This is a genomic window from Desulfobotulus pelophilus (genome assembly GCF_026155325.1).
Taxonomy (GTDB): Bacteria; Desulfobacterota; Desulfobacteria; order Desulfobacterales; family ASO4-4; genus Desulfobotulus; species Desulfobotulus pelophilus.
In genome coordinates, this window is record NZ_JAPFPW010000006.1 from 88,032 (window position 1) to 113,495 (window position 25,464).

Genomic DNA, 25,464 nt, shown 5'->3' on the forward strand with positions numbered 1-25,464 from the left:
AATCCGCTGTGCTGACACAACAGACAATGATATTAAACCTGGCCTGCGACTGTTTTCTGCTTTGCGTCAGGGCTTAGATTCTTTTTACCGGCAGCGGCTTTTTTTCTGGAGGTAGAGGAACTTTTGTTTTTTTCAGTTGTTTTTTTATCATCCACAGCACTTTCCGGTCTGGACTGCTGCAACGCTTCGGCCAGGGTCATCTGGTCCGCCGGGGCGTCCCTCTCCAGAAGCCATTGCGAAATGGTCGGCACAAACTCTTTCTGGTACTTAGAGCTGACATAAATACCGATATGACCCGTATCCAGACAGACATCACGCGTATCGCTGCTGCCTACCCGGCTGGTAATCTGATCACTGGCAGCAGGCGGCACCAGATGGTCAAAGCGTGCATAAATATTCAAAACAGGCATCGTCACCCTGCCGAGGTCTATCCTGTGGGCACCTATCTGTAATTTATTCTGAATTAAAAGGTCTTTTTTATAGAGATCTTCTATGAACTGACGAAAGGTTTCACCGGGAACATCCGGGCTGTCGTAGATCCACTTTTCCATGCGGATGAAATTTTCCACAAAGGCCTTATCACCAAGATTCTGGAGAAAAGATCTGTACTTATCGATCATAAGACGGGCAGGATTCAAAAGAAGAAACCCAAAATTCATGAGATCTCCCGGCATATTGCCGTAATTTTTCAGGATAGAATCCGCATCCAGATCCCTCATCCATACATGGAGCAGTCCCTGCTCATGACCGAAGCTGGTGGGTGTAACCGTTAGCACAAGATTTTTTACTTTTTCCGGGTGAATGGCCGCATATATGGTACAGAATGTACCTCCCATACAGATACCCATCAGATTAAGAGCCGCAACCTTTTCCTGCTTACATACAAAATCAATGGCATCACTCATGTAAATATTTACATGATCATCAATACTCAGATATTTGTCCTTCTGGGTAGGATACCCCCAGTCAAGCATGTACACATCCACACCATCGGCAAGAAATTTTTCCACAACACTGCGGCCGGGTTGAAGGTCCAGCATGGTTTCACGGTTGATAAGGGCATAGACCACAAGCAAAGGAGTTTTTCTACGGCTCTTGTCTTTAGCGGTTGACCTGTAATGTTTCAGGCGAACACGATCTTCCTGCCAGACGATTTCATAGGGAGTGGCTGCAATCCTGTCATCAAGGGAGCTGAGCAGCACATCAACAGCGTCTTTGAGGTAAGCCTGAGATTTTTCCGTGTTGTTTTCCAGATCTGTGAGAAATTTATCCGTTAACTTGCCTATATCCATCATATACATCCCCCGTATTTGCTGCTGCCTGTTTCCGAAAAAAAACGTCATACAGAAAAAAGCCGATAGGCTCAGAGCCAGGTCTTTCGCTTATTCAGGTCACCGGAACGGAACTTTTTTCCAGCTCGCGGACCCGCTTCTTCAGGGTATACAGCTCTTTATACAGCTCATCCATTTCAGACCTGGTGGGCACCGGAATGGACTGCAGGCTATCTTCCATCATGGCATCCCTTGCGGATTTGAATTCTCCCATGGCTGAAAGGGTTTTTCCCAAAACGGAAGTGTATTCCGGAGACCGAAAGAGCTCCATGTAATGGGACTCAAGCTTCTGCAGCCATAACTTATAGTAGTCTTCCTGATCTTCGGGTATACGTCCTTCGGCAACCATCTGTTCCATGTCCTTCTGCAACTGAAGAAAGCTCTGCTCCATCGGAACATACAGAAAGTGGAGCAGCTCAATGGCGTTCCCGTGAAAAAGACTGAAACGATCCAGCGCCGCCATCATTCTTTCCTGATATTCACGCCCCAGGCCCACCTGTGGGATATGAAATACTTTACGGATTTCCTTTTCATAAATTTCCTGCCACGCATGAAAAAGCTCGCTTCCCGAACCGCTGGTCTCCATGGTTTCAAAAACCTCGCCGATTTTTCCTGCGTTTTCCATAAAACGCTTTTGAATGAAATCCGTTTGCTTCTGGAATAACTGCATAAAACGATTTGCGGCCTCTAGCTGTCCTGCGATATCAGACGGTTCAAACGCATTGTGGCCATCTTTTGGCATACCCTGCCCCCAGTTTTCCATGGTTTTACGCATTCCTTCCCAGCCTTCTGCCATGGTTCGTGCCATATTCTGCTGCATGGTTTCTGCCTGTCTGGGAAAATCCCTGGAGGCGTTATTCCATGCACCTGACAAAGAACGCAAAAAAAGACCTGTGTTTTCAGCCCAGTTCTGCATGGACTGAGAAAAAGGGAAAGAATCCTGATTGTTTGTCATTGGACCTCCTGAACGTTTCCAGAACTTATCATGGTGGCAGACATTAAGGGTTTCCCTTGATGGGACAGCAGAAAAAACATCTTCGTTGAAAATTGATTTGTTTTATGAATAGTCAAGCCCGTTGACACGAAATACTTCGCCATTGTGCCTGAAACGGTACAGATCCCAGCCTGAAGGGATCCATATCCCAAGCTATAGAATTATGTCCCGAACCCTTGTAAAAATGGTAAAAATAAGGTCAAACTGCAGGTATGGTTTGAAAGTATGGTGTGTTGTGCTAACTTGTCAAAACTGTTTACATGCGCAGGATGGTTTGATTATTATATACATACTTTTTTATTCTAACGAAAAAGATGGTTAAGGTCCATAGGAAAATATCACAATTCTGCAGGAATTTTTCCCGCTTTTTCTTGCCAGCATGTGTCCGCATACTGCTTCAGGGAGGATCATGACTGCTTCCTTTGCAATTTTATCCGACATTCACGGCAATCTCGAAGCCCTTATGCAGGTGCTCAAAGACATGAAGTCCATGGGTATTATGAAAGGCATAAGCCTGGGTGACAACATTGGATATGGTCCCTGCCCCAATGAAGTTGTTGCCACTCTTCTTGCCAACAACATTCCTTCGGTTCTGGGGAATCATGAATCCGGGATTCTTACCCTGTCGGAACAGGCATGGTTCAACTCTTCAGCCAGACAGGCCCTGATGCGAACACAGGAACTGCTCACCCCGGCAACCATGGACCACATTCGCAAGTACCCCAGATATGACTCCTTCTGCGACTGCCGTTTTGTCCATGGATGCCCCCCCGCAGATATACGCACCTATCTTTTTGAAAAAGATGACGAGGAAATGGTTCAGCTGTTCGGCTTTTTTGAGGAAAGCATTTGCTTTGTTGGACACACCCATGATCTGGATCGAATACTCTGGGACGGAACCACTCTTCACCGAAATATGTCTGCGGAGTCAATCCATTGTCTGAAAAAACATGAACGGGCCATCATTAACTGCGGCAGCGTAGGGCAGCCCAGAGATGGAGACAACAGAGCAAAATATATCATATATGATCCCCTTGAACGATGCTTTCTTATCCGGAAGGTTCCCTACGACATCCAAAAAACTGTCTCTGCTATCCTCAAAGCCGGACTCCCGAAGGTATATGCCGACAGACTATGGTAGGAGAATACGTGCGAAAAATCGGGAAATATCAGATCACTGGAGAGCTGGGACGGGGAGGCATGGGCCGGGTTTTAAAGGTTCGTCACCCGGAAATTTTCCGAATCCTTGCTGCAAAAGTATTTGCCCCCCATCCTTTTCTTATCTCTTCTGTGGGGGAAAAACGGCTGCACTCCATGTTTATTGAGGAAGCCCGTAAAATGGCCACGCTGTCCCATCCTAATATTGCTGGCGTGGAAGATCTCCACTGTGGAGAAACCACCTTTTATACCATGCCCTGCTACTCAAGAAGTCTTGGTATGGTAATGGGAGAAAACGCCGAAATGGAGGCACCCTGCAGGTCGCTGGACCCTGGTTCCGCCCTGCATTTTTTGCATCAACTCCTTACGGGGCTGCATTGTTTGCATTTTCACCGCATCATACACAGAGATATCAAACCGTGGAATCTTCTTCTGGATGATGAGGACAGGCTCATTCTGGGCGATTTCGGCCTGAGCCGCCTGCGCGGAGAAACCACGGGAACACCGGAAAACATCAAGGTCGGCTCACCATGGTATGCACCTCCTGAGCAGGAGGAGAATGCGGACAGTGCTGATGAACGATCTGACATATATGCAGCTTCCATGGTTTTTTACCGCATGCTGACCGGAGTTTTTCCGCTGGAAAAATCGTCATCCGACCTCCTTCCTGCTCCCACAGAACTCTGGCAGGCCTTTCTGGAAAAAGGGCTTGCCTGCGATCCGTCCCTTCGATTTCCAAATGTGGAAAAGATGCTGGAGGCTCTGGATGTTCTGGGATTATCATGGAGGCGCTTTCGGGAAAAAGAATGTTCCATTTATTTTCATTCAGAAGAAACCACAAGACAACTGTCTGCTGAACTCAGGCAAAAGCCCCTTCGCACAGGGGTTCGGGGGCCCCTGCACCATATGCTGGGAGCCGATGCTCTTTATCGCCCGGTCCGAATGACGCATAATCAATTTCGATCAGAACCAGACACCGGCCTCATTTACGATGCCGCCACAGGTCTTTTGTGGGAAAAGTCCGGAAGTCCATTTCCCCTGAACCGGCGGGATGCTGATCAATGGATAGAAATGCTGAATAAAAAATCAGACAAGCATGGCGGATGCTGGCGCTTGCCAACGGTTCCGGAACTTTTTTCCATCACCCGCCGGACCATGACCCCTTCCGAATACTGCATGGAGTACCCCTTTAATCCTCGCCAGGCATGGGTGTGGACGGCCGATGACCGAAGCTATGTCAGCAGTTGGTTTGTGGATATTCTCCGTGGTTTTACAGCGCCGATGGACAGAGATGGCCACTGCTATGTAAAGGGAGTTTGCGGACCTTTCAGCGAACCGGCCAAACCATTTTGACGGAATCTGCGGCGAGTTGTACCTCTCCCCTTAAACCATTCCGGCATCCATGGAGATAGCCATATCCTCCACGCCAAGCCATGCTGACATCTGAGATCCGGAACACAGAGCCTCGGGTTTCATCGGGAGACATTTCTCCTGAGTTTTTGTCAGACTTTGTACCCAAGCTTCACCTTATCAGGGAATCTTGAGACGCTGCCCGGGGTGAATGGGGTCATTGGCTGTCATGTTGTTGGCTTCCAGCAGTTTGGCAAGGGGCACCTTGTGCTTCAATGCAATACTGTAGAGAGTATCTCCCTGCTGTATGCGATACTCCGTAACATCAGCAGAGGATGGTGTCTGAGTTGTCCGTGACTTAAGGGGTGCCTGAGACTCCGTAACAGACGGCCGCTCAGTGGAGCCTGCGGTAGGGCGAACTTTCTGGGGTGCTGAAACAGCTGACACCGCTGGCGCTTCCAGTCCATCCATCTTTTTGGAAAGGGCGGCTATCTGCATGGAAAGATCCGCATTCAGTTTGCGGATAGCCGTAAGAAGCTCTTCCTGATCACCGGGACCGGGTTCAGAAAACATTCGCTGCATTCTCATGGATTCCACACTGCTGGCCAGCTTATCCAGACGGTCTGAAATACCTGCAAGGTCTGTTGGTTCAATAGAACCAGTAGAAAAAACAGGTTCCGAAGAACGCCCGGGGAAAAAGAGAAGAAAGAGGATAAGAACCATGACAAGCCCTGCGCCGAGCCAGACAAAGGGCATTTCTACGGAACGATACCAGACTTTTTTCCCTCCGGGTGGAGCAAACGCGGGTTCTTCTTCGGGTGAGTCCATGCCTGACCGGATTCTCGGATCCATACGACCTCCTGTGATAAATCTGAATAATCAATAGTTTTTGCCACACTGCTCCATCAGGTGTACACTACCGTTCTGGCAGCTCACCTCCGATACAGAGCATTGTCGTCATGGTTCGGTCATTATTATACCGGAATACTTCCGTTACAAAAACAGGGTTACATACGGATTCTGCGTAAAAAAGTCACATCGTTTCAGGCTGAAAGCATGCCACCACAAAACAGGAAAAGCAAGGAGACAAAACATGAGCCCTTTTCGCCGATATTATCTTTACATCTTCCTCCTGTCTGCTTTTTCAGCATCCCTGGCTGCCGCTGCCCCACCCACTTTTATCAACAGTATTGAGATGCCGTTTTCTCTAATTCCGGCAGGTTCGTTTCAGATGGGGAGTCCGGCTTCGGAGAAGGGGCGGCGCTGGGACGAAACCCTCCACACTGTTCATATCACGCGCCCCTTTTATATCTCAACCACTGTTGTAACCCAGCAGCAATGGTTTGATATAATGGGTACCACCCCTTCTTCCGCATCGGAATGCGGCTCTGATTGTCCCGTTGAGAACATTTCATGGTCCGATGCCCTTCAATTCATTGACAAGCTGAATGCAAGGGAGGGAACGCGCAGTTATCGTCTTCCAACGGAAGCGGAATGGGAATACGCCTGTCGGGCAGGAAGCAGCTCAGCTTTTTTCAATGGGCCCATACATGAAACAACCTGTACTCCCATGGATCCGGTTTTGAATCTATCCGGCTGGTACTGCGGAAATACCGGAGTTCAAAAACCCGCTTATCACTTCAGGCTACAGCCGGTTGCCCGAAAAGAACCCAATGCTTTCGGGCTGTACGATACCCATGGTAATGTTATGGAATGGTGCCTGGATGCCTGTGAGAACCGTTCCGTTTTATCCCGAAGGGCAGGCGTTTTTACGGATACATACAAAGAAGGCATAAGGGACCCCCTTTCGCTGAAAGGAAGTCGTCGCGTGGTTCGTGGGGGAGCCTTTTTCCAAAGTCCGGAACACAGCCGCAGTGCCAACCGTATGGCGTTTCATCCCGAAACCCGTAGAAGCTATATCGGTTTCCGCGTGGTCAGGGTTCCTTGAAAAAACCGATACTCATCAGAAACACCTCTATCTGCTGCCATACCTTTTCCCGTATGGATCTTGTTTCCATGTAAATTTCATGGCGTCCTCCCGGAAAAATAACATGACGCGCTCCCGGCAGTAAACGGACTGCTTTACGGTGCATTTCTGGATGGACCACACGGTCTTCCCCACCGGAAAGGATCAGCAGGGGAAGGGTTTTCCTTTTTCCGGCCAGCGCATCCCACAAACTCTGCATGGAAACATCAGCGGCATGGACCCAGCCCAGAGTAGGAGCTCCCATTTGAAAAGATCTGTGTTTTTTCAAAAAATTCTGAAATCTGTAAAAATGTTCCTCATCATGGGTAAGGTTGTTGCCGACAAAAGCAGCCCGGGGGTTAAAAGGACCCCCGCCAGGTATATACGCGCCTCCCTGACCCAGCCGAACAGCAGCCCGGCAGATTTCCGAAACGACTGGCCATGGCAAAGGGCCGGTATCTATGGAAAACATGGGGGATCCTAGCACAGCAGCATGGATATTCCGGCAACCTTGCAGGATGCACTGTAAGGCAAGGTGTGAGCCCATGGAATGCCCGAGCAGAAGAACCCTGCCCGGTTGCAGCGGAGCAACAACCTGTTCCATAATCTGTAATAAATCCATACGATACAACTCAAAATTTTCCACATGCCCTTTTTGCGGGTCCCTAAGCATGCGGCCGGATCCGCCCTGCCCCCTCCAGTCTTTCCTTACAACCGCAACTTTTTTTTCAGAAAATAAAGCTGCCATCCTGTCGTACTTATCCAGGCATTCAGCCCTGCCCGTCAAAATCAGAACAAGGGGATCTCCTTTGTACCATCCCGCAGGCAAATGAATGTGGTACCGAAGAAAAACACCGTCTTTTGCTTTCAGAAAAGAAGCATCCGTAACAAACACCAAAGAATCGTTTTTCATCTCTTGCCCAGTCCTGCCATAAAGGATAGTCTTTCTGTATCCCTCACCTGAATCCGTGGCGAGGAATACAGCATGGTCTGGAGCAACCATGGCCCATTTTCAGCTCCGGTTCCCGGATAACGGGTACCCTTTCTTCCGGCCGGAGGGAGCATGCCACCAGAAGTTCCGGACCATGTCAAGACAAGAGACCTCTGATCCTTTGCCTGCTCACCGGCAGAATGCGCCATCTCCGCATTACGCACAGTCAATCTGAAAGGAACATACCTGTGGACAACAATAAACATTCCCATCGCTTTATTGAAACTTATGAAGGTATTGGTGCGTTCGGCCTTGACCGCGCATCCGATGAGGAAACCATAGCCTTTCTTCTTCAGAAATTCAGTGATGATACCTGCCTCTCCGCTCTTCTGCCCCGTCTTCAGGAAAGTGAGATTGAGAATCTCCACAACCTGATCTATACCCTCCTGAAACGGCATTTTTCCGAAGATGAGTATCACTCAATCTTTCTTAAAGACAATCACCATCACGGATAAACGGTCAACACCATCCCTCAAGGAAAGTCATTCCATGGAAACAGTCATACTTGAACGGTATGCAGATGTTCTTCTCTGGGCACTGGACAGGGCAAGGGGAACCACTCTTTGCCCGGAAGACATAATCCTGCTCCGCTATCACACACCGGCCCTTCCCCTTGCGGATATCCTTTTTGAAAAAATTCTGGCAAAGGGCGGCCATCCCCTTGTCAGAACAGCCATGTCACCGGCAATGGAAAAAGCTTTTTACGGCAGGGGGTCTGATTCTCAAATCAGCTTTCATGCACCCGGTGAAGAGGAACTTTTTTCTTCACTCAACGGCAGCATCTATCTCCATGCGCCGGAATCCCTAACCCATCTGGCCCAAACGGACCCTTCACGCATTGCCTGTTTTGCACGAAGCCGCAAACCGTTTAAAAAGATACTGGATAAACGGGATGCACAGGGGCTTTTTGGATGGACACTGTGCATTTATCCCACCCAGGAGCTGGCCTGTCAGGCTGGTATGGATATGGATACTTATACGGAGCAACTTGTCCAGGCATGTTTTCTGGACATGGAAAATCCAGTAGCACACTGGCAGGAAATCCTCCGAAAGGCAGAAGCCATTAAATTATGGCTGAACACGATTGGTGCAGAATACTTTCATGTCCGGTCCGAGAGCTGTAACCTGAAAATACGTGTTGGAAAACAAAGGAAATGGCTGGGGCTTTCCGGCCATAATATCCCTAGCTTTGAGCTTTTCATATCACCGGACTGGCGGGGAACGGAAGGTTTTTTCCATGCAGATCAAATCTCTTTTCGCAGCGGCCATAGAATTTCGGGCGTTCGCCTGGAGTTTTCTAAAGGCAGGGTGGTCAAAGCCAGTGCAGAAGAAGGAGAACGTTTTTTGCATCAGCAGCTGGATACGGATGAGGGAGCACGGAGAATCGGGGAGTTTTCGCTGACCGACAGGCGTTTTTCCCGGATCAGCCGTTTTATGGCCAATACTCTTTTCGATGAAAACTACGGCGGCAGATGGGGAAACTGTCATATTGCCATAGGGTCAGCCTATGCAGACAGTTTCACCGGCGATCTTGCCTCTTTTGGAGCAGAAGAAAAAAAACAGCTGGGATTCAATGATTCAGCCCTTCACTGGGATCTTGTCAATACACAACCCAAAACGGTAGAAGCCGTTTTGCCTTCAGGGAAAAGAATAGAGATCTATAAAGACGGCATGTTTCTCACACCATGACAGATCCCGCCTGATCGTCACCGTACAACAGGCCTGTGACAACGGGGCCGACAGACTATTACAACAAAGGTCCTCTCCCAGCCTCTCTATGGCAGGCTCAGGAAATGGAACTCAGGGCAGAATATCCTTTCCTTCTCCAGGATACAGAACAGGATCCGGAATGCTGGATGGCTCAGGATAGCGCTCTGGCTGCAAAAAGGGCCCCCGAAGGACTTCCGACGGAGGATTTTTTTCAACCAGCACAGGTGCACACCTCAGCTCACTGTCCATTATGGAAACAGAAAATTCTACTGCAATATTGTTCGGATCAAACGTGTAGACGGAGTGTACAAAGCCATGGTCTACAGCTTCCGACATCCAGATACCAGCTGCTTCAAAACGTGCTTTGATAAGGGCCAGATCCCTGCTGCCTTCAAGACCTATGGCCACATGATCAAAGGCAAAGGGACCTGCAACCGGAACACCATGATCCTTTTCTATCAAGGGTTTCGTATCCGGCCACTCAAAAAATGACAGTGCACAGTTGTCTGATATGGAAAAAAAATACTGCCGGTATCCCTGTCTTCCAAAGCCCAGAAAAAGGGGTAACCCCACAAGATCCCGCCAGAATACAATGGTCCCATTCAGATCACAGGTTGCCATGGCCAGGTGATGAATACCCGTAAACCGCAAAGAACCGTTCATTGAAAAAAATTCCTGTCTGTCATGAAAGATCGCTGCCCTGTATGTTCCTGAATCTTCAGTCTGTACGGCACAGCCGATGGATGGTCTGGGCGTGCCATTTGCCCTTGTTGGAAAATGTCGGTACATTATTTCTTTCCAGATATTCAGCTATCTGCTCATAAGTGGCGCCTTCCTGACGAAGATCCTTGATTTTCGTAATAATATGTTTTTTCTCCGCACGGGACATCTTACGGACAATGGGCTCCTCCCCTTCCGTTCCTTTTTCACGGGCTACTTTTCCCACAGTATCAGATCCTGTTTTCTCGGGAAATATAGCAGAGGGTGCGGCAGATACATGAAAAAAATCCTGAGCGATGGGCAGAAGCCCTTCAAGTATGCTAAGCTTTCGCTCTTCTGCATCGGCATGACGCTCACGGGCTTCTGCGATGCGTTCGGCAGTATCGCTCAGGCCCTGAAGCAGACCATGAATCCCCAGAAGGGCTTCACTGATATTCTGCAGGACTTCCGTGCTTGCCAGATGGGACGGTTTCCGTGACTGGGGTGTCCGGCGGTCGTATCCTCCCCGCCGCTCAGGGTGAGGATAACTGGCCTCATGGGTTCCCCTTCCCTGCATTCGGTCTTTATGGGTGGAGCGGAGATTCTTTAAAAAATCATTCATACGGTCTCCTTGCCTGTGGAATATCGTCTGGAGCAAGAGGCGTCATTCATCCATATGGATCAAACAAATGTATAAGGTCCCGATGCAACGAAGCCGGGAAGAACAGCGTTACTGTCATCCCCGGATACAATACGTACGGTATACCCTGTGAGGGTAGACCCAAAGATAAAACAAGGATATAAGGACTGATATTGATTTTGGATAAAAAAAGAATACATTATAAAAATAGGAATTGTCAATTCCATAATTTTTCAGCTATAAGAAACGGTTTTGTTTTTTGAATTATCAAAAAATAAAAAACAACCGGTTTTGAAAGAATACATCTTTCCAGATCAAACCGGATTTTATTGCCGGTATAAAAATCCGGGCCGCCATGCCTGCAGCATACAAGAATCTTCGCATTCTCCGCACCGCCCATAGATTGCTGCCGGCAGTTTCATGTTATTTTATGTACCCTTAACCCGCCACAGACGGGGATAATCTTAGGACTACCATGTCATTTGAATCATTACATTTGCGAAACATTGCCATTATTGCCCATGTTGACCACGGAAAAACCACCCTTGTTGATACCATGTTTCGCCAGAGTGGCGTTTTTCGCCCGGACCAGGAAGTGGCTGAAAGAATCATGGACAGCATGGATATTGAAAGGGAGCGCGGCATTACCATTGCTGCTAAAAACTGCTCCGTTCGATATGGAGACACAAAGATCAATATTCTTGACACCCCCGGTCATGCCGATTTCGGAGCGGAGGTGGAACGCGCCCTCTCCATGGTTGATGGAGCCATTCTGCTGGTCGACGCCGCGGAAGGCCCCCTTCCCCAAACCCGCTTTGTTCTTAAAAAAACCTTTGAAGCACACATACCTGTCATTGTTGCCATCAACAAAGTGGATCGTCAGGATGCGAGACCACAGGAAGTTCTCAATGAAATCTATGACCTCTTCATCGATCTGGAAGCCACAGAAACACAAATAGAATTTCCATGCCTCTATACCATAGGGCGTGATGGTCGATCAGGCCCGGAACCAGATAAACTGGGAGATGATCTCAGCCTTCTTTTTGAAACCATACTCTCCCACATTCCCCCTCCCAAGGTGAATCCCGACGGACCTTTTTCCCTTCTGGTATCTGACATTGGCTACTCCGATTATCTGGGACGCCTTGCCATCGGCATGATCCGCAGTGGGACGCTGAAAAGTCGCATGCCCATTGTCCGTGCCAATGCAAAAGGTCAACTGATTCCCTTCCGGCTCTCCACCATGCAGGTTTATGAGGGGACCCAGCTGACTAAAAGCGATATGGCTTCGGCCGGTGAAATCGTGGTGCTTTCCGGCAACGAAGATGTGGAAATAGGAGATACGCTCACCCTTGCCGACACCCCATTGATTCAGCCCAGAATCCGTGTGGATGAGCCTACTGTTGCCATGCGTTTCACCATCAATAACTCCCCTCTGTCTGGTCGGGAAGGGACCCTTGTTCAATCCCGAAAAATCCGGGAAAGACTGGAAAAGGAGACCTTACGCAATGTTGCCATCCAGATCGAGAACACGGATGATAAAGACACCTTTCTGGTAAAAGGCCGTGGGGAATTCCAGATGGCCATTCTCATAGAAACCATGCGCAGGGAGGGTTTTGAGCTCTGTGTGGGACGCCCTGAGGTTATTTTTCGGGAAGAAAACGGTGTCCGGCTGGAACCCATGGAAGATGTATACATAGACTGTGACGAAACCTTTATGGGTGTTGTCACCGAAAAAATGTCCATTCGTAAAAGCCGCATGGAGTCCCTTGTCAACAATGGTTCCGGCAGGGTCAGGATGCACTTTATTGCTCCATCCCGGGCACTCATCGGATACAGGGATGAATTCCTCACGGACACAAGAGGGACAGGTATTCTTAACGCTCTTTTTGCAGGATATGAACCTTACAGAGGTGATTTCCCCAGCCGCTTTACAGGCTCTCTGGTATCGGATCGGTCCGGCGTGGCCATACCTTACGCCCTCTTTAATCTGGAACCAAGGGGTGTACTTTTCATTACACCGGGATCTCCCGTTTATACCGGAATGGTCATTGGCATTCATGCCAAGGATAACGATCTTGATGTCAATCCCTGCAAGGAAAAGAAGCTGACCAACATGCGTGCTTCCGGCAAAGATGACAATGTCACTCTGCGCCCTGTAAAACCCATGACCCTTGAAGCCGCGCTTCAGTTTATTGCAGAAGATGAGCTGGTTGAGGTGACGCCCTTAAGCATACGCTTACGAAAAACCTACCTCAATTACCACGACAGACAAAAAAATAAAAAACAGAAAACCAGCTGATCCATTCCATTCCTGAGATAAAAACATATCCCGCGCCTGTTCTTCTGTTCAGCAAAACAGAACCAGTGCGGGATATTTTTTTTATCCGTTACAAGGCTATCCTGTTTTGATTCAGGATCTTTCCGTCTCTGTCCCATAGTTATCAGCCTCTTCCACAAAGGCTTCAAACCCCTTTACATCAAGAAAACGGGTTATCATATCATTGAGGGTTTCAGCGGGATCTGCCTTTCCCCCTCTTTCCTTTGCCGCTTTTTTGGCGTTTCTAACCACGCTTGCCAAGGTCTCTGCACTGACCTGAATTCTCGCATGAACTGTCACTGATGTCATGGGGCTTCCTTTCACGGCTAATCAAAAAAAATCGCTGTTTTTCCACCATGCTCTCAAGTGCCTGCCGGATATGAGGCTCCTCCTTACCTGCGTCAAAACATTCAATCCAGAGAGTAGGTCAATAGAACCAGATCAGCATTCCGCATCACAGATCAAAAGCCTGATCAGCCGACCCGTCAGCCCTTTCAATCCGACGGTAGCCATCATGTTTGCTGGTAACGCATTATACATCTCTCCCCTTACGAACAAAACCCTGCCAGCAATCAATATAAAGCGCCTCATCAGAGCCCACCATGTCTTCTCGAAAAAGCTCATAGCGCCATACAAAAAATGGAGGCAGGCAGATATGCCTCCTCCACAGTTCTTTCTGGTACCGAAGGGGAGACTCGAACTCCCACGCCCGAAGGCACCAGATCCTAAGTCTGGCGTGTCTGCCAATTCCACCACTTCGGCTTTACGCAAAGTTTGTACGTAATTTTTACCCCAAGGTCAAGAGGAAGAAAAAAATACGCCTTCCAAGCAGGCCAGCCGCATGCAAAACGCGGTTAGGCTGATAACAGCTATCGGCCAGCCGAGGAAACCATTCAGAGTACCTGACGGAAAGGATAGCAAAAAAACAAAACTAGCATACCAGACTATCCGTACAACATGACGTTCGAATGAGGTAAAAAAATTACTTGTGATAACCCCGCTTTTTGCTGCTTATGCATTGACTTTTAAGGATGGGTATTTTAAAAAAAGATATCCGGATTACAAAAAGCATGGCTGGCACGGATGGCACGGCTCTGGTTTTCCCGCGTATTTTTTCCTACTATACTTCATGTACGGGTAAGGAAAAAAAGTGGCATAGGCTTCGGAGCATCAAGCACCCGCTTTTTCTCCTTCTGCCGGACTTACGATAACCATATTCTTACCGTCACCCTGTGACAATGCTCCATTTTTATGTATTCCACTCAAATGTTTGTGAAGGAGGTATCTGATGATCCGTTCGTTTTTTTTTCCCGTAACCCTTCTTGTGGCATGGGCGCTTTTTACTGCGGGCTGCGCCGGCACAACTGTTCAGCGGGTTGATCCCACCGAAGAAATTGCCCTGACCGACCGCTGGAATGCAACAGACTCACGCCTTGTTTCCGAAGAAATGATTGATGACATGCTCTCCTTCCCATGGATTTCTAGGTGGCAAACCGGAAACCCGAGAAATCCACAGCCTACTGTTCTTGTGATGGGCGTACGCAACCGTTCCCATGAGCACATTGCCGTAGACACCTTTGTCAACGACCTCCGTCGCGCCATGATCCGTTCCGGAAAAGTCGATTTTGTTGCCGGAGGAGACATGCGTGATGCCATTCGTGCGGAAAGACTGGACCAGGAATTCCAGGCAACGCCGGAAACAGCGGCAGCCATCGCCCAGGAAACTGGTGCCAACTTTGCCCTATCCGGTTCCATTGACTCTTTCGTAGATCAGGTGGATGGTCGCAGAGTAACAAGCTACCAGATAGACCTCCGGCTTATTGACATGACGACCAATCGTGAGGTCTGGTCCGGCCAGAAAAAAATTCAGAAATTCCAGCAGAAAAGTCGCCTGAGATTCTAAATCAGGTATGAATACGGTTCATGCCCGCTGAGAAAATCCCAAAAATGGGGAGCGGCATACCTTCCAAATCAGGGCCGCTCCCCATCTACAGAAACAAGGAGACCTTCCCATGTTCAGCCTAAACAACAGAATGCTAGCTGTACTTGGAATTTTTCTGCTCACCGCCTGCATGGGAACGACAGGAACGGGTGTTCATTCCTCCCACAAAACCGACGCTCCCCGGCCTAAGTGGACGACGGAACCTCCGCGGCAGGCAGGATATATTTTTGGCGTCGGCAGTGTGGAAACCTATGGCAACGCACGAACGGCCATTCAGCGGGCCCAGGAAGCAGCCAGAGTTGATCTTTTATCCCAGCTGAGGGTAACGGTCAGCGGCACTATGCAGACCAGCATACGTGTCGAAGGCGATGATGAAAGATTCGCCAGTATCCACAAAGTGGTACAGCAGGAAACCAGCTCCCGTGTGCAGGAAATTGAAATGACGGGTATTGAAATAACAGAGACCTGGCTGAACCCTGCCGAAACCGAAGCCTGGGCACTGGCAAGACTCAACAGGGCAAAGACGGAGAGTGAACTTCTATTTGGCCTGGAAGATCTGGAAGATACCCTCTTGAATCGGGGAACGGGAACCGGCAGCACCCTGGACCGTATCCGTCACATCATACCGAGTCTTACGGACCTTGAGGAGCGGAGGCAGATCCTCAACCAGCTTACCTTCCTTGCCGCAGGCAGCCAGATCCCTGACAGGGAAAAAGGCCGCCGTGTGGATGCCTTACAGGCAGAAATACGAAATCTGCTGGCAAGCCTTACCATCCGTCTTGAACCCCAGAACGACGACGCCATAAAAATGCTGGGAATTATGGCGCAGACCCTTACCCGCATGGGGTTTAACCTCCATGATGAAGGTGCAGATCTTCGCATCCGCCTTTCCATTTCCATGACGCCAGTGAGTCGGAATCAGATTTTTCATGTGGTCACCCAGGCAGAAGGTCAGGTCCAGACACCCGAAGGGAGAACCCTCTACGCCCTGCGTGAATCAGGCCGTTCATCTTCCAGTGATCCGCAGATTGCGCGGAACAAGGCCGTTGAAGACATGGCTCTGAAACTTGCGGATGCACTGGCTTCCGGCCTTTTTCAGCATCTTTAAAAAAAAATCACAAAACATCCAGGCATCCCGCAGATGCTTTTCAAACAACGATTCCTGCAGGCTTTCTAATTCCTGTACACCTGCAAGCTGATTCAAGAATGGGGAGATTGTATGCCAACACGGTTGAAACGAACAAGCCAACAGGTTCTATGTTTTTTTCTGGGTGCTCTCTTACTCCTCATAACGGGCTGTGCCAGTTACTCCAAAAAAATTGACGAGGCTACACTGGCCTTCCGGGACGGAGATTATCCGACGGCCGAGCAGAAAATTCAGGAAGTGCTGAAGGCAGAGCGTAACAGCCTGCTCCGGCATATGGAACTGGGTACCATACGTCATGAACAGGGTGATTACAGGGCAAGCAACGAGTTTTTTGAACAGGCCTACCACATGGCAGAAGGGTATTACGGAACCAGTATCCGGGAACTCATGACACGGGCCAGCACCAATGCGGGTATGCTTCCCTATAAAAGCGAGGTATTTGAAAAAATTTACATTCACTACTATAAAATGCTGAACTACATTTATATGGCTCAGTCCGATATCTCGCCAGAAGAAAAATATCAGCTGCTCGATGCTGTCCGCATAGAGGGCCGAAGGGCACAGATTATTCTAGACGATCATGTTTTCCGGACTGGGACCTATGAGGAAGCGGAAGAAGAGAAGGAAAAACTGCTCAACCAGTTAATGGGTTTTTTTGCCAAACTGAATGGTGAAGTCATTAATCCCAGAGAACTGACATTCCGAGATAATGCCTTCATGCATTATATTATGGCCGTCATGTATGAAAAATACGGCGAGCTGGACAATGCCCGTATCAGCTACGAAAGGGCTGCCAATATTTATGACAAGGGGTATGTCAAACAATACGGGCTGAGTCCTGCCATGGTGGATCAGGCACGTTTTGATGCTGCCCGTATTTTAAAAATACAAAGAGACCAGAGATGGCAACGAGTGGGTATGAATATCCGCAGTCAGGATCTAAAACGTCAGCTGAATGAGTACAGGGCCGGTCAAAATGCGGACCTTCTCGTGATTCAGGAGGTAGATCTCACCTCTTCCAAAGGGGAACTGAACCTGATTATGACCCTGAATTCGGAAACCAATCTGCTGGAGATCAAGCCATTACTCATCGGTTCCCGCGAAGAGCAAATCTATCAGCTTTCCTGGTTTTACTACCTATATGCTCCCAAGGGCATCATCAATGCCATACAACGTATCCAGCAGGAAAGTTACTATAATCCCAACGAGGTGAGACCAAAAACCATCAATATGACCCCTTTGAGGTCTGTTATGGAAGAAATTCCAGGCCTTATCCAGGCACTGGAAACCGGTGTGAGACTTGCCGTTCCCCTCTTCTATTACGATGATCCTCCCTTTACCAGCCATCTTGAAATTGATGGTAAAAAAATCGGTCCCATGCTGGATGCCGATAGCATAGCAGGGCTGAATATGGCCAACACCCTTGTACGTGCCCAGGGTGAGCTCACACAGGCCATGGCTGTGGAAGCTCTGCGTCTTTCCTCCTGCCTGCTGACGGGCATGCCTTCTTATGCCTGTTCCCTTACCGCTGCCGCCACCTGCATGGCAGACACCCGATCCTGGCTTACCCTGCCCCACACCATCCGCATACAGCGGGTGGCACTGCCGGAAGGGAGCTACCAGATACAAATCGTCAACCGCAACAACGGCTGGCTGCACCGGGATGAAAGCCGTACGGATCTTCATTCGGGAGAAATCAGGATCATCCGCAAGCGCAGTGTTTATAAACCCTGAACCAAGAGAGCCCCCTTATGATGGGGGCTCTCTTGGTTCAGCCTCCGTAACGGACCATTCGCCACATCTTTTCACCGCCCCACAAAGCCAGCCCTACGCTCAGAAGGGCTGAAGTATTTTCATTCGCCAAGCCATTCACGCCTTTTATTCTCTCCTCCGCTATTACCTGTACCACCAGTTCTTTCAGAGCTGTTTCAGCTATGATTTCAAAAGAATCAGGGCCTGACTCACCAACAAGAACCAGAGGAATATCCGCATGACCCGGGAACAGAGAAGTTTTGTGATCCTTGCAGAACCTGCCTCCGGAAGGCCTGAAAAGAATGCGGGGCATTACCTGTTTGAACTTGGGAGGCCTACCGATCTGGCTGAACTGTTTTTTTATAGTTCTATATTCCGGGTTCCGGTAAATCTGACTGACCGTATGCAGACGAAACCGGCTATCTCCCTGATTCAAAACCCCATAGAGCTTTTGTAAACCATACTTTTTGACCACACTCCGGCGGTTCATCTCCATGATACAGACCCATAGCCCGCTGTCTGCATCCTCCTGCACACCCGCAAGAAACACGGTTGCCCCCTATGAAAAAACGCCGGATGTCTGCCACCCGACGTTCTGATATCTGCCTGAAAATTCCGGCAGGCGTTATTGCGACAGTAACCTTACAAATCGGCAATATTCATGGCTGAACGCAATCTGTCCAGAAGAATGCGTTCAGGATCCTGAATCTGTTCATCCGCACGGGCAATGCGCTCAGCTATTTTTAAAGCTTCTTCCCTGTCTTTTTTCAGATGAATCAGTTTAGGCAGCGCATTCAGAGCCTGCTCCCTGTCCACCTGCAAAATACGGGATTGCTCCACGGCCAGTTTTCTCAGCTGAGACGGCTCCATGGTTCGTAACCTTGGATGCTCCCGGATAATCTGTTGTGCCATGATCAGTTCACTACGGTCCAGAATGGCATCTGCATTCATCATGGCAACCATGATCCGCGCCAGTCCTTCCTCAAAGCCCCCCTCTTCCATTCGGGAAAGCCATAACTCCCTATCCGTTTTTCTTCGTTCTTCCTTCGCCAGAATCTCTTCCTCAGGTTTTTTCCCGTAGACAAGCCCTTCAATGGCCGGTGTAAAGAAATATTTAGTGACCGGATTATCATAAATCAGCTTGAAAACGAACTCGTCTTTCCTGTCATTCATATCTCTTTTCAGGTCAAGACTTTCTTCTATAAGTGAGGACAGATTTTTTTCTATTTTTGCAAAAAAATTGGTGTTTCTGTCAATGGGTTTCCGGTTTTTACGCACAAACCTGCCCATGGTTTTGAAAGGCAGCATGAAAGGGTTCAGATCGGATATAGCATAACGCTGAACCCGCAAAGGATGGAGCTGCTTTAGAATTTCCGCCGTGTACCGGTTTGTTATTTTTTGAATAAAAGGACTGACAAAAATTTTATAGGCGGCATCATTGGCCTGGGAAAAGGTGGAAACCGGAACAAATGCCTCTTCATCCTCTATACCGTCATCATATTCCTGTATCTGTTCAACGGTACGCTCCACAAAACTCACCTTATAATCATTCATCCAGGGTTTGGAGGGCTCTTCTTCTATCACCATCTCATAAAGACCCGGTGCCAGATAGGGTATCATCTCCACAGATCCGATAATCTGGTTATGCTCCTTTTGGGCAACCTTGGCGGAAACAAAAATTCCCAGATGACCGATATCCTCATGCACAATATAGATAATAACCTGCTTATGCCGCTTCAGGTCCTCCGTTGTTTCATAGACCCGTGGAATCCAGTTTAAAGCCTGCTGAGGAGGCGTGATATTGTCACCACTGGAAGCAAATATGACAATGGGATCCTCCAGTTTTTTAAGGTCCAGCACCTGGCCTTCCTGCAGCCACAGCTTGCCCCGTTCCAATCGGTTGCCCACAAAAAGATTTTCGACAATGAAATGAATTTCATCACGGGTCATCATGAAAAAACCACCCCACCACTTTTCAAAATCCAAAAAACGGTGTTCTTCCGTATCGACCTTGTCGTATACGTTGTACAATTTGGTCCAGTAGGTATTCGACGGATTAAGGTTCTCAAAATTGGACACCAGATTGGCGCCATCAAAGAGACCGTTACCCAGATCGCTTAAAAGAGAATTGATCCATACCCCCCCGAGAATGCCCCCCTTATACCGCATGGGATTGGCTCCCTCCACACCGGACCAATAAGAAAGGGGAGAACCATTGAGTACCAGAGGTCCTGCAACATCCGGCCTGTCTGCGGCAACAAGAGCCGCAGCCCAGCCAGCCTGGCAGTTACCGATAATGGCCGGCTTTTCCGTGTCCGGGTGCCTGCGCCGTACCTCTTCGAGAAAGCGGACCTGAGCCTGCTGCACATCCACAAGAGTCTGCCCTTTAAACGGTTCCGTATAAAAAAGCATGAAGTAAACAGGATGGCCATTTTTCAAGGCCATGCCTATCTCTGAATCCTGCTTGGATCCGCCTATACCCGGACCATGACCGGCTCGGGGATCAATGATAAGAATGGGCCTTCGGGGTCTTTCCTTTCTTGGTGCTGTCTCCGCATCTTCTCTCCGTTCCTGTTTATCCGGCAGAGGATCTGCATTAGCTTCCCGCCTTTCCAGAATCCGGACCAGAGAAAAGTTAACCGGTCTTTCAAACTTTCGTCCATCGAGAACCATCTCATAATCGAAAACCAGCACAGGGGGCTGTCCTTCTTCAAGATGTTCAAGATAAATATTGCCCCGCTTTCGCAAAATATCCCAGAAAAGAACCTGCCGCTGCATGGAATCCGTTATATAGGCGGCAAAATCCTCCATGACTTGGGTTCCTTGTCCGGGAGTGAAATACGAAGAAATTTTCATTTTTTTCCTCTTCATTTCTATTGTATAGATAGCTCTACAGAAACTTTCCTTAGCACGTAGAACTATAGGCTGTTTTTTTTGCATTGCAACTTTTTTTAAGGTAAACAATTTGTTTTTTAAAGAAAAAAATTAAAAACACAGCATAAATAAGGATCTTTATTCCTATCACTATTGCAGATTCGTTGACAAATGCATGATAAAGGTGCTATTTGCGGTCGATTAATGACCAATGGTCAAAGAATGAACAGGGGTCAGAATGATCACAAAACAACAGCTTAAATCCAGACAGACCCAGGAAGAACTGATGGCAGCCGCCATCCTCGTTTTCGGTAAAAAAGGCTATACAGCTGCAACCATAGCCGAAATTACGGAAGCAGCCGGTTATGCCAAAGGAAATTTCTACAGATACTGGAAAAGTAAAGATGAACTCTTTCTTGATATCATGCAGGCAAGAATGCAGCTCCACAGAGAAGAAAGAAAACTGCCACTGAAAGCTGCCTCCACAGGAGAAGAAGCTCTGGCCGTACTGGTAGATTTTCTGGAAGCCCTGATAGCCGATGATGAATGGCCAAAAATTTTTCTGGAATTCACTGTGCAGGCTTCAGGAGACCAGGAAGTCCGGGAGAAACTCAATACCCACATATATCGGCTTTCCAGCGAGCTCTTTGCTGATATATTGCTGCCATATGCAAAAGATTACGAAAAGCTCCGGAAACTTGGGGCACTGGTTACCGCTCTTTTTGAGGGCTACCTGATTCAGCGCCGGATGGGCAGCACGGTTCTCGACCAGAGAGATCTTCGTGCAGCCATCCTCGAACTGGGTCGCCCTCTTTTTTATCCACCGCCTGAAAAACCCAGGCGGTCTTAATCCCGGGAGGTTGCATGCCCTGTTTTCTGCGAGGAACAATTTACCTGTTCCCCTTGCTGCTGCTCTGTACGGCTGCCATGGCCAACAATGCCCTGGAAGCCTTTACCGCTGATTTTGATTCATCCGAGGCCCCTTATCGCTGCATAGTTTCCAATGTCTCTCATCCGGTCATTCAAGGCGTTTCTGCCGGTTTTGTTCTCCGTGACCGGATATGGGAAAAAAGCAATGGTCAAATCTACGTGGACTTCAAGCCTCTGTCCATGCTCGGCGGCGAAGTGGAAGTGCTGAATCTTCTTCAGATGGGCGCCATACAAGGAATGGGAGTCAGCTCCGTAGCCGCCACCAACCTTGGACCCCGCTTCGGTGTTGTCAACCTGCCCTTCCTGGTAGATTCCTTTGACAAGCTCGAACGTTTTGTTAATTCCGGCCCCCTTTTCGACCATTTTCTCAGAGCAATGGAGCATCAGGGCATCATCGGTCTGGATATAACTGCCTACGGAAACTACGGATGGGCCAGCACCCAGCCTATTCAAAGTCTTGCAGAAGCCCGTACCATGAGACTTCGCATAGCGGAGGCAGCAGTCAATCAACTCATCTACCGTGAATGGGGTCTCCGGCCTGTGGTTATGCCGTGGCCTGATGTTCCCGTAGCCCTCCGTCAGGGTGTCATCAACAGCCTGGACCATACACCCACTGTGTGCAACATCACCCGGAAATTTGAGGTTGCCCGTCACTTCACAGAGGTGAACTATGCTCAGGGACTCTTTATCTGGATTTTCAACAAAGCATGGCTGGACAGTCTTCCCGATGACCTGAAAGTGCTTTTTCAGGAAACAGTGCGCGAAGTTGCTTCAGAAATACGGCAACAGGCAAAGGATCAGGAAGAAGATGAGATCAGAAAGGCTAAAGAAGCCGGCGTGACATTCCACAGGCTTTCCGATGCGGACATGAGTGAATTGAGGGCCCGGTCCGTCAGGGTGCACGACCGCTACAGAAATCAGATCAACCGCCTCTACAGACATGATGAATACAGGCCGGAAAATTATCTGCTCGAAATGCAGAACCTTTTGGACTATGTGCCGTGAAAATTCTTTTTCTCATGGTCCGCCGCATCGAGGAATGGACTCTTTTTATCGCTGTAATGACGGCTCTTCTTGGTCTTTTTGTATCCGTTGTGCTGAGATACTGCTTCCATATTACCTTTGCCGGTGCCGATGAGCTGGTACGCAATACCATTATTCTTACCACCTTCATCGGCCTTTCCGCAGCCATCCGGAAAGACAGGCTTATCCGTGTCGATGCCATGGCTCAGCTGTTTCCGGGTCTTCGTTTCATACTCACCCTGATCAGTCAGGGCGCGGTCATGTTATTTGCCGGTCTGCTCATCCGTTTTGGTATGGAGCTCGTCATCATGATGCATCAGACCGGCCAGAACACCATCATATGGAATATGCCCCTATGGATTCTGTACGCCATCCTTCCCGTTTCCGGCGTACTGATGGCCATACGAACGGCTGAAGAGCTATGGAAACTGCTGTGCCAGCGTCCAAACAGCCCTGACCGGGAACGGGAAGCCCCATGACAACACCCGATATGATCCTTCTTCTTATTCTTCTTGGCGCAATGGCAGCGTATATTCCCGTTTTTATCTGTCTTGTCTTCACTGGCCTTGCAGGATTTCTGCTGTTTACGGATATGCCCGTTCTGCTGGTATTCCAGACATTGCTTCGCAGTCTTGATAACTTTGCCCTGGTGGTTGTTTTATTTTTCATACTCTGCGGCAACGTCATGACTTCCGGGAAAATAGTGGAAAAACTCATACGGGTCGCCCAGGCTTTTGTTGGTTTTCTGCCCGGAGGCCTTGGAATGGCTGGCGTGCTTGCCTGTGCCTTTTTCGGTGCCATTTCAGGATCCACAGTCGCTACGGTTGTGGCCATAGGCGGATTTATGATTCCCGCATTAAAAGCCCACGGCTACCCGGAAAGCTATGCCGCAGGAGTTATGACCACAGCACCCAATCTGGGAGTCATCATTCCTCCCAGCATCGGCATGATCCTTTACAGTATGATCAGCAATGTGTCGCTGGAAGGACTGTTTCTCACGGGATTTATTCCCGGAATACTCATTGTCCTTGCCACTTGTCTCTATACGGCATGGATATTCCGTAACAACAAAGACCTGCATACCACCCAGCTGAACGGAAAGGAAATGCTGGCTTCCATAAAGGATGGCGTATGGGCACTTCTTCTGCCCGTAATCATTTTTGGAGGTATTTTTTCTGGGATTTTTACAGCTAACGAGGCTGCTGTGGTGGCTTCGCTCTATGCCATTCTTGTAGAAATGCTTATCCACAAGTCCATGGGCCTCAAACGGCTGAAAGAAGTAGTGGTGGATTCTGCCATTACGTCGGCAAGCCTCTTGATTATTGTGGCAGGAGCTACGGTTTTTGGCCGGTACATGACCCTGCAGAACATACCCGGTCGTATTACGGACGCTGTTCTTACGGGGGTCAGCTCTCCGGAAATGCTGCTTCTCCTGTTAAACATAATGCTTCTTTGTGTGGGCATGTTCATGGATATTATTTCCGCCACACTCATCCTTGGCCCAGTTCTCGTACCCATTATCATCCATTACGGCATTGATCCCATGCATTTCGGACTTATTCTCACCATCAATCTGGCACTGGGATACTGCACCCCCCCCGTGGGAGTCAGTCTGTTCATTACAGGCTCCGTGGCTCGTAAAAACCTTCTTTTCATGTCAAAGGCTGTCATGCCTTTTCTGATCATACAGATTATTGTGCTTCTTTTTCTCACTTATGTTCCCAGCGTGGTACTCTGGCTGCCCCGGCTGCTGGGTTATATTCCGTAAAAAAAAAGGTTTTCTCCATAGTGGAGAAAACCTTTACTACTGTGCCATACAATCCATGTCGCCATCTGCCATTCACCCTGACAGGATAAACGGTTGCAGCCTACCAGCAGAAATAAGGCAATGGGAAATCAGGCGCATCCCATTTACTGTGCCTGGAGCCGTACTCCCGAAGCCCGGTTAGGGATTTAGCAGAATTTCTGGGAATGCGGAAGGATGTGCTGCAGCTGTTGCATGTCGGGAATAAAAAAGGAGTCCAAGGATAGTGCCGTGTACGATGCAATGTGGGTGATGATGATTTTGCTTTCATATCAACTTCCTGGCCCGGACATTGGCCTGAAAAAACAGGTTGTTTGTTCGTTCCAAATTTTCATAACAAAAGCCGGTTGGCTTATGTCAAAAACAAGTCTTTCGAATTCATAGAAATGAACCCAAGTGATGCCTGAGCACCTGACCTGAATGATCCAAAACCAATGCCAGCCTGTACCCCTTCATTAAAGGGGGTGGTACCGAAGGGGAGACTCGAACTCCCACGGACGTAAGTCCACTAGACCCTGAACCTAGCGTGTCTACCAATTCCACCACTTCGGCACAAAAACAACAATTATTTTTCAGCAACTACATGCTTCCCAGTGTCTTGTCAACTCTTTTTCCTATGGTACCGAAGGGGAGACTCGAACTCCCACGGACGTAAGTCCACTAGACCCTGAACCTAGCGTGTCTACCAATTCCACCACTTCGGCATATTGCTAAAATTTTCAAGAGCTTTTGAGAAAAATTAAAGACTATTGACCTCAGCAACGCGAAGTTTTATATAGCCCGCAGCCTGTGGTGTCAAGAAGAAAAAAATCTTAAACCGGTATCCGGGTAGA

Annotated in this window: 22 protein-coding genes and 3 tRNA genes; 13 read left to right on the forward strand and 12 right to left on the reverse strand. The window is 48.7% G+C overall.

The features are described from left to right. Positions 1-32: 32 nt before the first annotated feature. Both phaC and OOT00_RS06970 read right to left on the reverse strand, forming a co-directional pair. The gene (gene phaC, locus OOT00_RS06965) at positions 33-1,295 is read right to left on the reverse strand and encodes a class III poly(R)-hydroxyalkanoic acid synthase subunit PhaC (RefSeq protein ID WP_265424591.1); all 1,263 of its coding nucleotides are present in this window, start codon (positions 1,293-1,295) and stop codon (positions 33-35) included. Between the two features lie 91 nt (positions 1,296-1,386). Then, positions 1,387-2,286, reverse strand: a complete 900-nt coding sequence (locus tag OOT00_RS06970; RefSeq protein WP_265424592.1) for a poly(R)-hydroxyalkanoic acid synthase subunit PhaE — start codon at positions 2,284-2,286, stop codon at positions 1,387-1,389. A 448-nt stretch (positions 2,287-2,734) separates the two neighbouring features. Here OOT00_RS06970 and OOT00_RS06975 point away from each other — a divergent pair, with 448 nt between their 5' ends. Together OOT00_RS06975 and OOT00_RS06980 are read left to right on the forward strand one after the other, a co-directional pair. Beyond that, positions 2,735-3,466, forward strand: coding sequence for a metallophosphoesterase family protein (locus OOT00_RS06975; RefSeq protein ID WP_265424593.1), 732 nt, complete (start codon positions 2,735-2,737; stop codon positions 3,464-3,466). A gap of 8 nt (positions 3,467-3,474) precedes the next feature. Continuing rightward, on the forward strand, positions 3,475-4,836 hold the full coding sequence (locus tag OOT00_RS06980; protein ID WP_265424594.1) for a protein kinase domain-containing protein: 1,362 nt from the start codon (positions 3,475-3,477) through the stop codon (positions 4,834-4,836). A 177-nt stretch (positions 4,837-5,013) separates the two neighbouring features. Here the strand turns inward: OOT00_RS06980 and OOT00_RS06985 are convergent, their stop codons facing one another. Then, complete coding sequence (locus OOT00_RS06985; RefSeq protein WP_265424595.1) at positions 5,014-5,685, reverse strand: LysM peptidoglycan-binding domain-containing protein; 672 nt, start codon at positions 5,683-5,685, stop codon at positions 5,014-5,016. Between the two features lie 241 nt (positions 5,686-5,926). Between OOT00_RS06985 and OOT00_RS06990 the strand changes: the two genes are divergently transcribed. Continuing rightward, complete coding sequence (locus OOT00_RS06990) at positions 5,927-6,781, forward strand: formylglycine-generating enzyme family protein (RefSeq protein ID WP_265424596.1); 855 nt, start codon at positions 5,927-5,929, stop codon at positions 6,779-6,781. On the opposite strand, the gene OOT00_RS06995 is transcribed toward OOT00_RS06990, so the two are convergent. Further along, positions 6,768-7,712, reverse strand: a complete 945-nt coding sequence (locus OOT00_RS06995) for an alpha/beta fold hydrolase (RefSeq protein ID WP_265424597.1) — start codon at positions 7,710-7,712, stop codon at positions 6,768-6,770. The genes OOT00_RS06990 and OOT00_RS06995 overlap by 14 nt on opposite strands. Before the next feature lie 266 nt (positions 7,713-7,978). On the opposite strand from OOT00_RS06995, the gene OOT00_RS07000 reads away from it, so the two are divergent. Further along, positions 7,979-8,245, forward strand: coding sequence for a cytoplasmic protein (locus OOT00_RS07000; RefSeq protein ID WP_265424598.1), 267 nt, complete (start codon positions 7,979-7,981; stop codon positions 8,243-8,245). Between the two features lie 34 nt (positions 8,246-8,279). Beyond that, positions 8,280-9,479: an aminopeptidase gene (locus OOT00_RS07005; protein ID WP_265424599.1), complete on the forward strand. Its 1,200-nt coding sequence runs from the start codon at positions 8,280-8,282 to the stop codon at positions 9,477-9,479. 111 nt (positions 9,480-9,590) lie between these two features. Here OOT00_RS07005 and OOT00_RS07010 read toward each other — a convergent pair whose 3' ends face one another. Together OOT00_RS07010 and OOT00_RS07015 are read right to left on the reverse strand one after the other, a co-directional pair. After that, positions 9,591-10,163, reverse strand: coding sequence for a VOC family protein (locus OOT00_RS07010; RefSeq protein WP_265424600.1), 573 nt, complete (start codon positions 10,161-10,163; stop codon positions 9,591-9,593). Positions 10,164-10,218: 55 nt separating this feature from the next. Next, entirely contained in the window at positions 10,219-10,821 is a 603-nt protein-coding gene (locus OOT00_RS07015) for a recombinase family protein (protein ID WP_265424601.1), read from the reverse strand. A gap of 493 nt (positions 10,822-11,314) precedes the next feature. Between OOT00_RS07015 and typA the strand changes: the two genes are divergently transcribed. Next, a complete protein-coding gene (gene typA, locus OOT00_RS07020) occupies positions 11,315-13,141 on the forward strand; it encodes a translational GTPase TypA (protein WP_265424602.1) in 1,827 nt (608 codons plus the stop codon). Positions 13,142-13,252: 111 nt separating this feature from the next. On the opposite strand, the gene OOT00_RS07025 is transcribed toward typA, so the two are convergent. Together OOT00_RS07025 and OOT00_RS07030 are read right to left on the reverse strand one after the other, a co-directional pair. Beyond that, the gene (locus OOT00_RS07025; protein WP_265424603.1) at positions 13,253-13,468 is read right to left on the reverse strand and encodes a hypothetical protein; all 216 of its coding nucleotides are present in this window, start codon (positions 13,466-13,468) and stop codon (positions 13,253-13,255) included. A gap of 368 nt (positions 13,469-13,836) precedes the next feature. After that, positions 13,837-13,921: transfer RNA gene (locus OOT00_RS07030), tRNA-Leu, on the reverse strand. Between the two features lie 526 nt (positions 13,922-14,447). Here OOT00_RS07030 and OOT00_RS07035 point away from each other — a divergent pair. The 3 genes from OOT00_RS07035 to OOT00_RS07045 all read left to right on the forward strand — a co-directional run bounded on the left by OOT00_RS07035 (position 14,448) and on the right by OOT00_RS07045 (position 17,982). Next, the gene (locus OOT00_RS07035; protein ID WP_265424604.1) at positions 14,448-15,062 is read left to right on the forward strand and encodes a penicillin-binding protein activator LpoB; all 615 of its coding nucleotides are present in this window, start codon (positions 14,448-14,450) and stop codon (positions 15,060-15,062) included. Between the two features lie 109 nt (positions 15,063-15,171). After that, positions 15,172-16,209: an LPP20 family lipoprotein gene (locus OOT00_RS07040; protein ID WP_265424605.1), complete on the forward strand. Its 1,038-nt coding sequence runs from the start codon at positions 15,172-15,174 to the stop codon at positions 16,207-16,209. Between the two features lie 111 nt (positions 16,210-16,320). Continuing rightward, positions 16,321-17,982, forward strand: coding sequence for a COG3014 family protein (locus OOT00_RS07045; protein WP_265424606.1), 1,662 nt, complete (start codon positions 16,321-16,323; stop codon positions 17,980-17,982). 37 nt (positions 17,983-18,019) lie between these two features. Here the strand turns inward: OOT00_RS07045 and OOT00_RS07050 are convergent, their stop codons facing one another. Then, positions 18,020-18,550: a hypothetical protein gene (locus tag OOT00_RS07050; protein WP_265424607.1), complete on the reverse strand. Its 531-nt coding sequence runs from the start codon at positions 18,548-18,550 to the stop codon at positions 18,020-18,022. 92 nt (positions 18,551-18,642) lie between these two features. Further along, positions 18,643-20,811, reverse strand: a complete 2,169-nt coding sequence (locus OOT00_RS07055; RefSeq protein WP_265424608.1) for a DUF3141 domain-containing protein — start codon at positions 20,809-20,811, stop codon at positions 18,643-18,645. Between the two features lie 301 nt (positions 20,812-21,112). Here OOT00_RS07055 and OOT00_RS07060 point away from each other — a divergent pair, with 301 nt between their 5' ends. Genes OOT00_RS07060 through OOT00_RS07075 form a run of 4 tightly spaced genes read left to right on the forward strand, consistent with a single transcriptional unit; the run spans position 21,113 to position 24,595 of the window. Beyond that, positions 21,113-21,724 carry a TetR/AcrR family transcriptional regulator gene (locus tag OOT00_RS07060; protein ID WP_265424609.1) on the forward strand — a complete coding sequence of 204 codons (612 nt, stop codon included), beginning with the start codon at positions 21,113-21,115 and terminating at the stop codon, positions 21,722-21,724. 14 nt (positions 21,725-21,738) lie between these two features. Then, the gene (locus OOT00_RS07065) at positions 21,739-22,809 is read left to right on the forward strand and encodes a TRAP transporter substrate-binding protein (RefSeq protein WP_265424610.1); all 1,071 of its coding nucleotides are present in this window, start codon (positions 21,739-21,741) and stop codon (positions 22,807-22,809) included. Then, positions 22,806-23,306, forward strand: coding sequence for a TRAP transporter small permease (locus tag OOT00_RS07070; RefSeq protein ID WP_265424611.1), 501 nt, complete (start codon positions 22,806-22,808; stop codon positions 23,304-23,306). Before OOT00_RS07065 ends, OOT00_RS07070 begins: the two co-directional genes overlap by 4 nt. Beyond that, positions 23,303-24,595 carry a TRAP transporter large permease gene (locus tag OOT00_RS07075; RefSeq protein ID WP_265424612.1) on the forward strand — a complete coding sequence of 431 codons (1,293 nt, stop codon included), beginning with the start codon at positions 23,303-23,305 and terminating at the stop codon, positions 24,593-24,595. The genes OOT00_RS07070 and OOT00_RS07075 overlap by 4 nt, the downstream gene beginning before the upstream one ends. A gap of 501 nt (positions 24,596-25,096) precedes the next feature. On the opposite strand, the gene OOT00_RS07080 is transcribed toward OOT00_RS07075, so the two are convergent. Next, positions 25,097-25,183, reverse strand: a tRNA-Leu gene (locus OOT00_RS07080). Between the two features lie 65 nt (positions 25,184-25,248). Next, positions 25,249-25,335: transfer RNA gene (locus tag OOT00_RS07085), tRNA-Leu, on the reverse strand. Positions 25,336-25,464 lie beyond the last annotated feature (129 nt).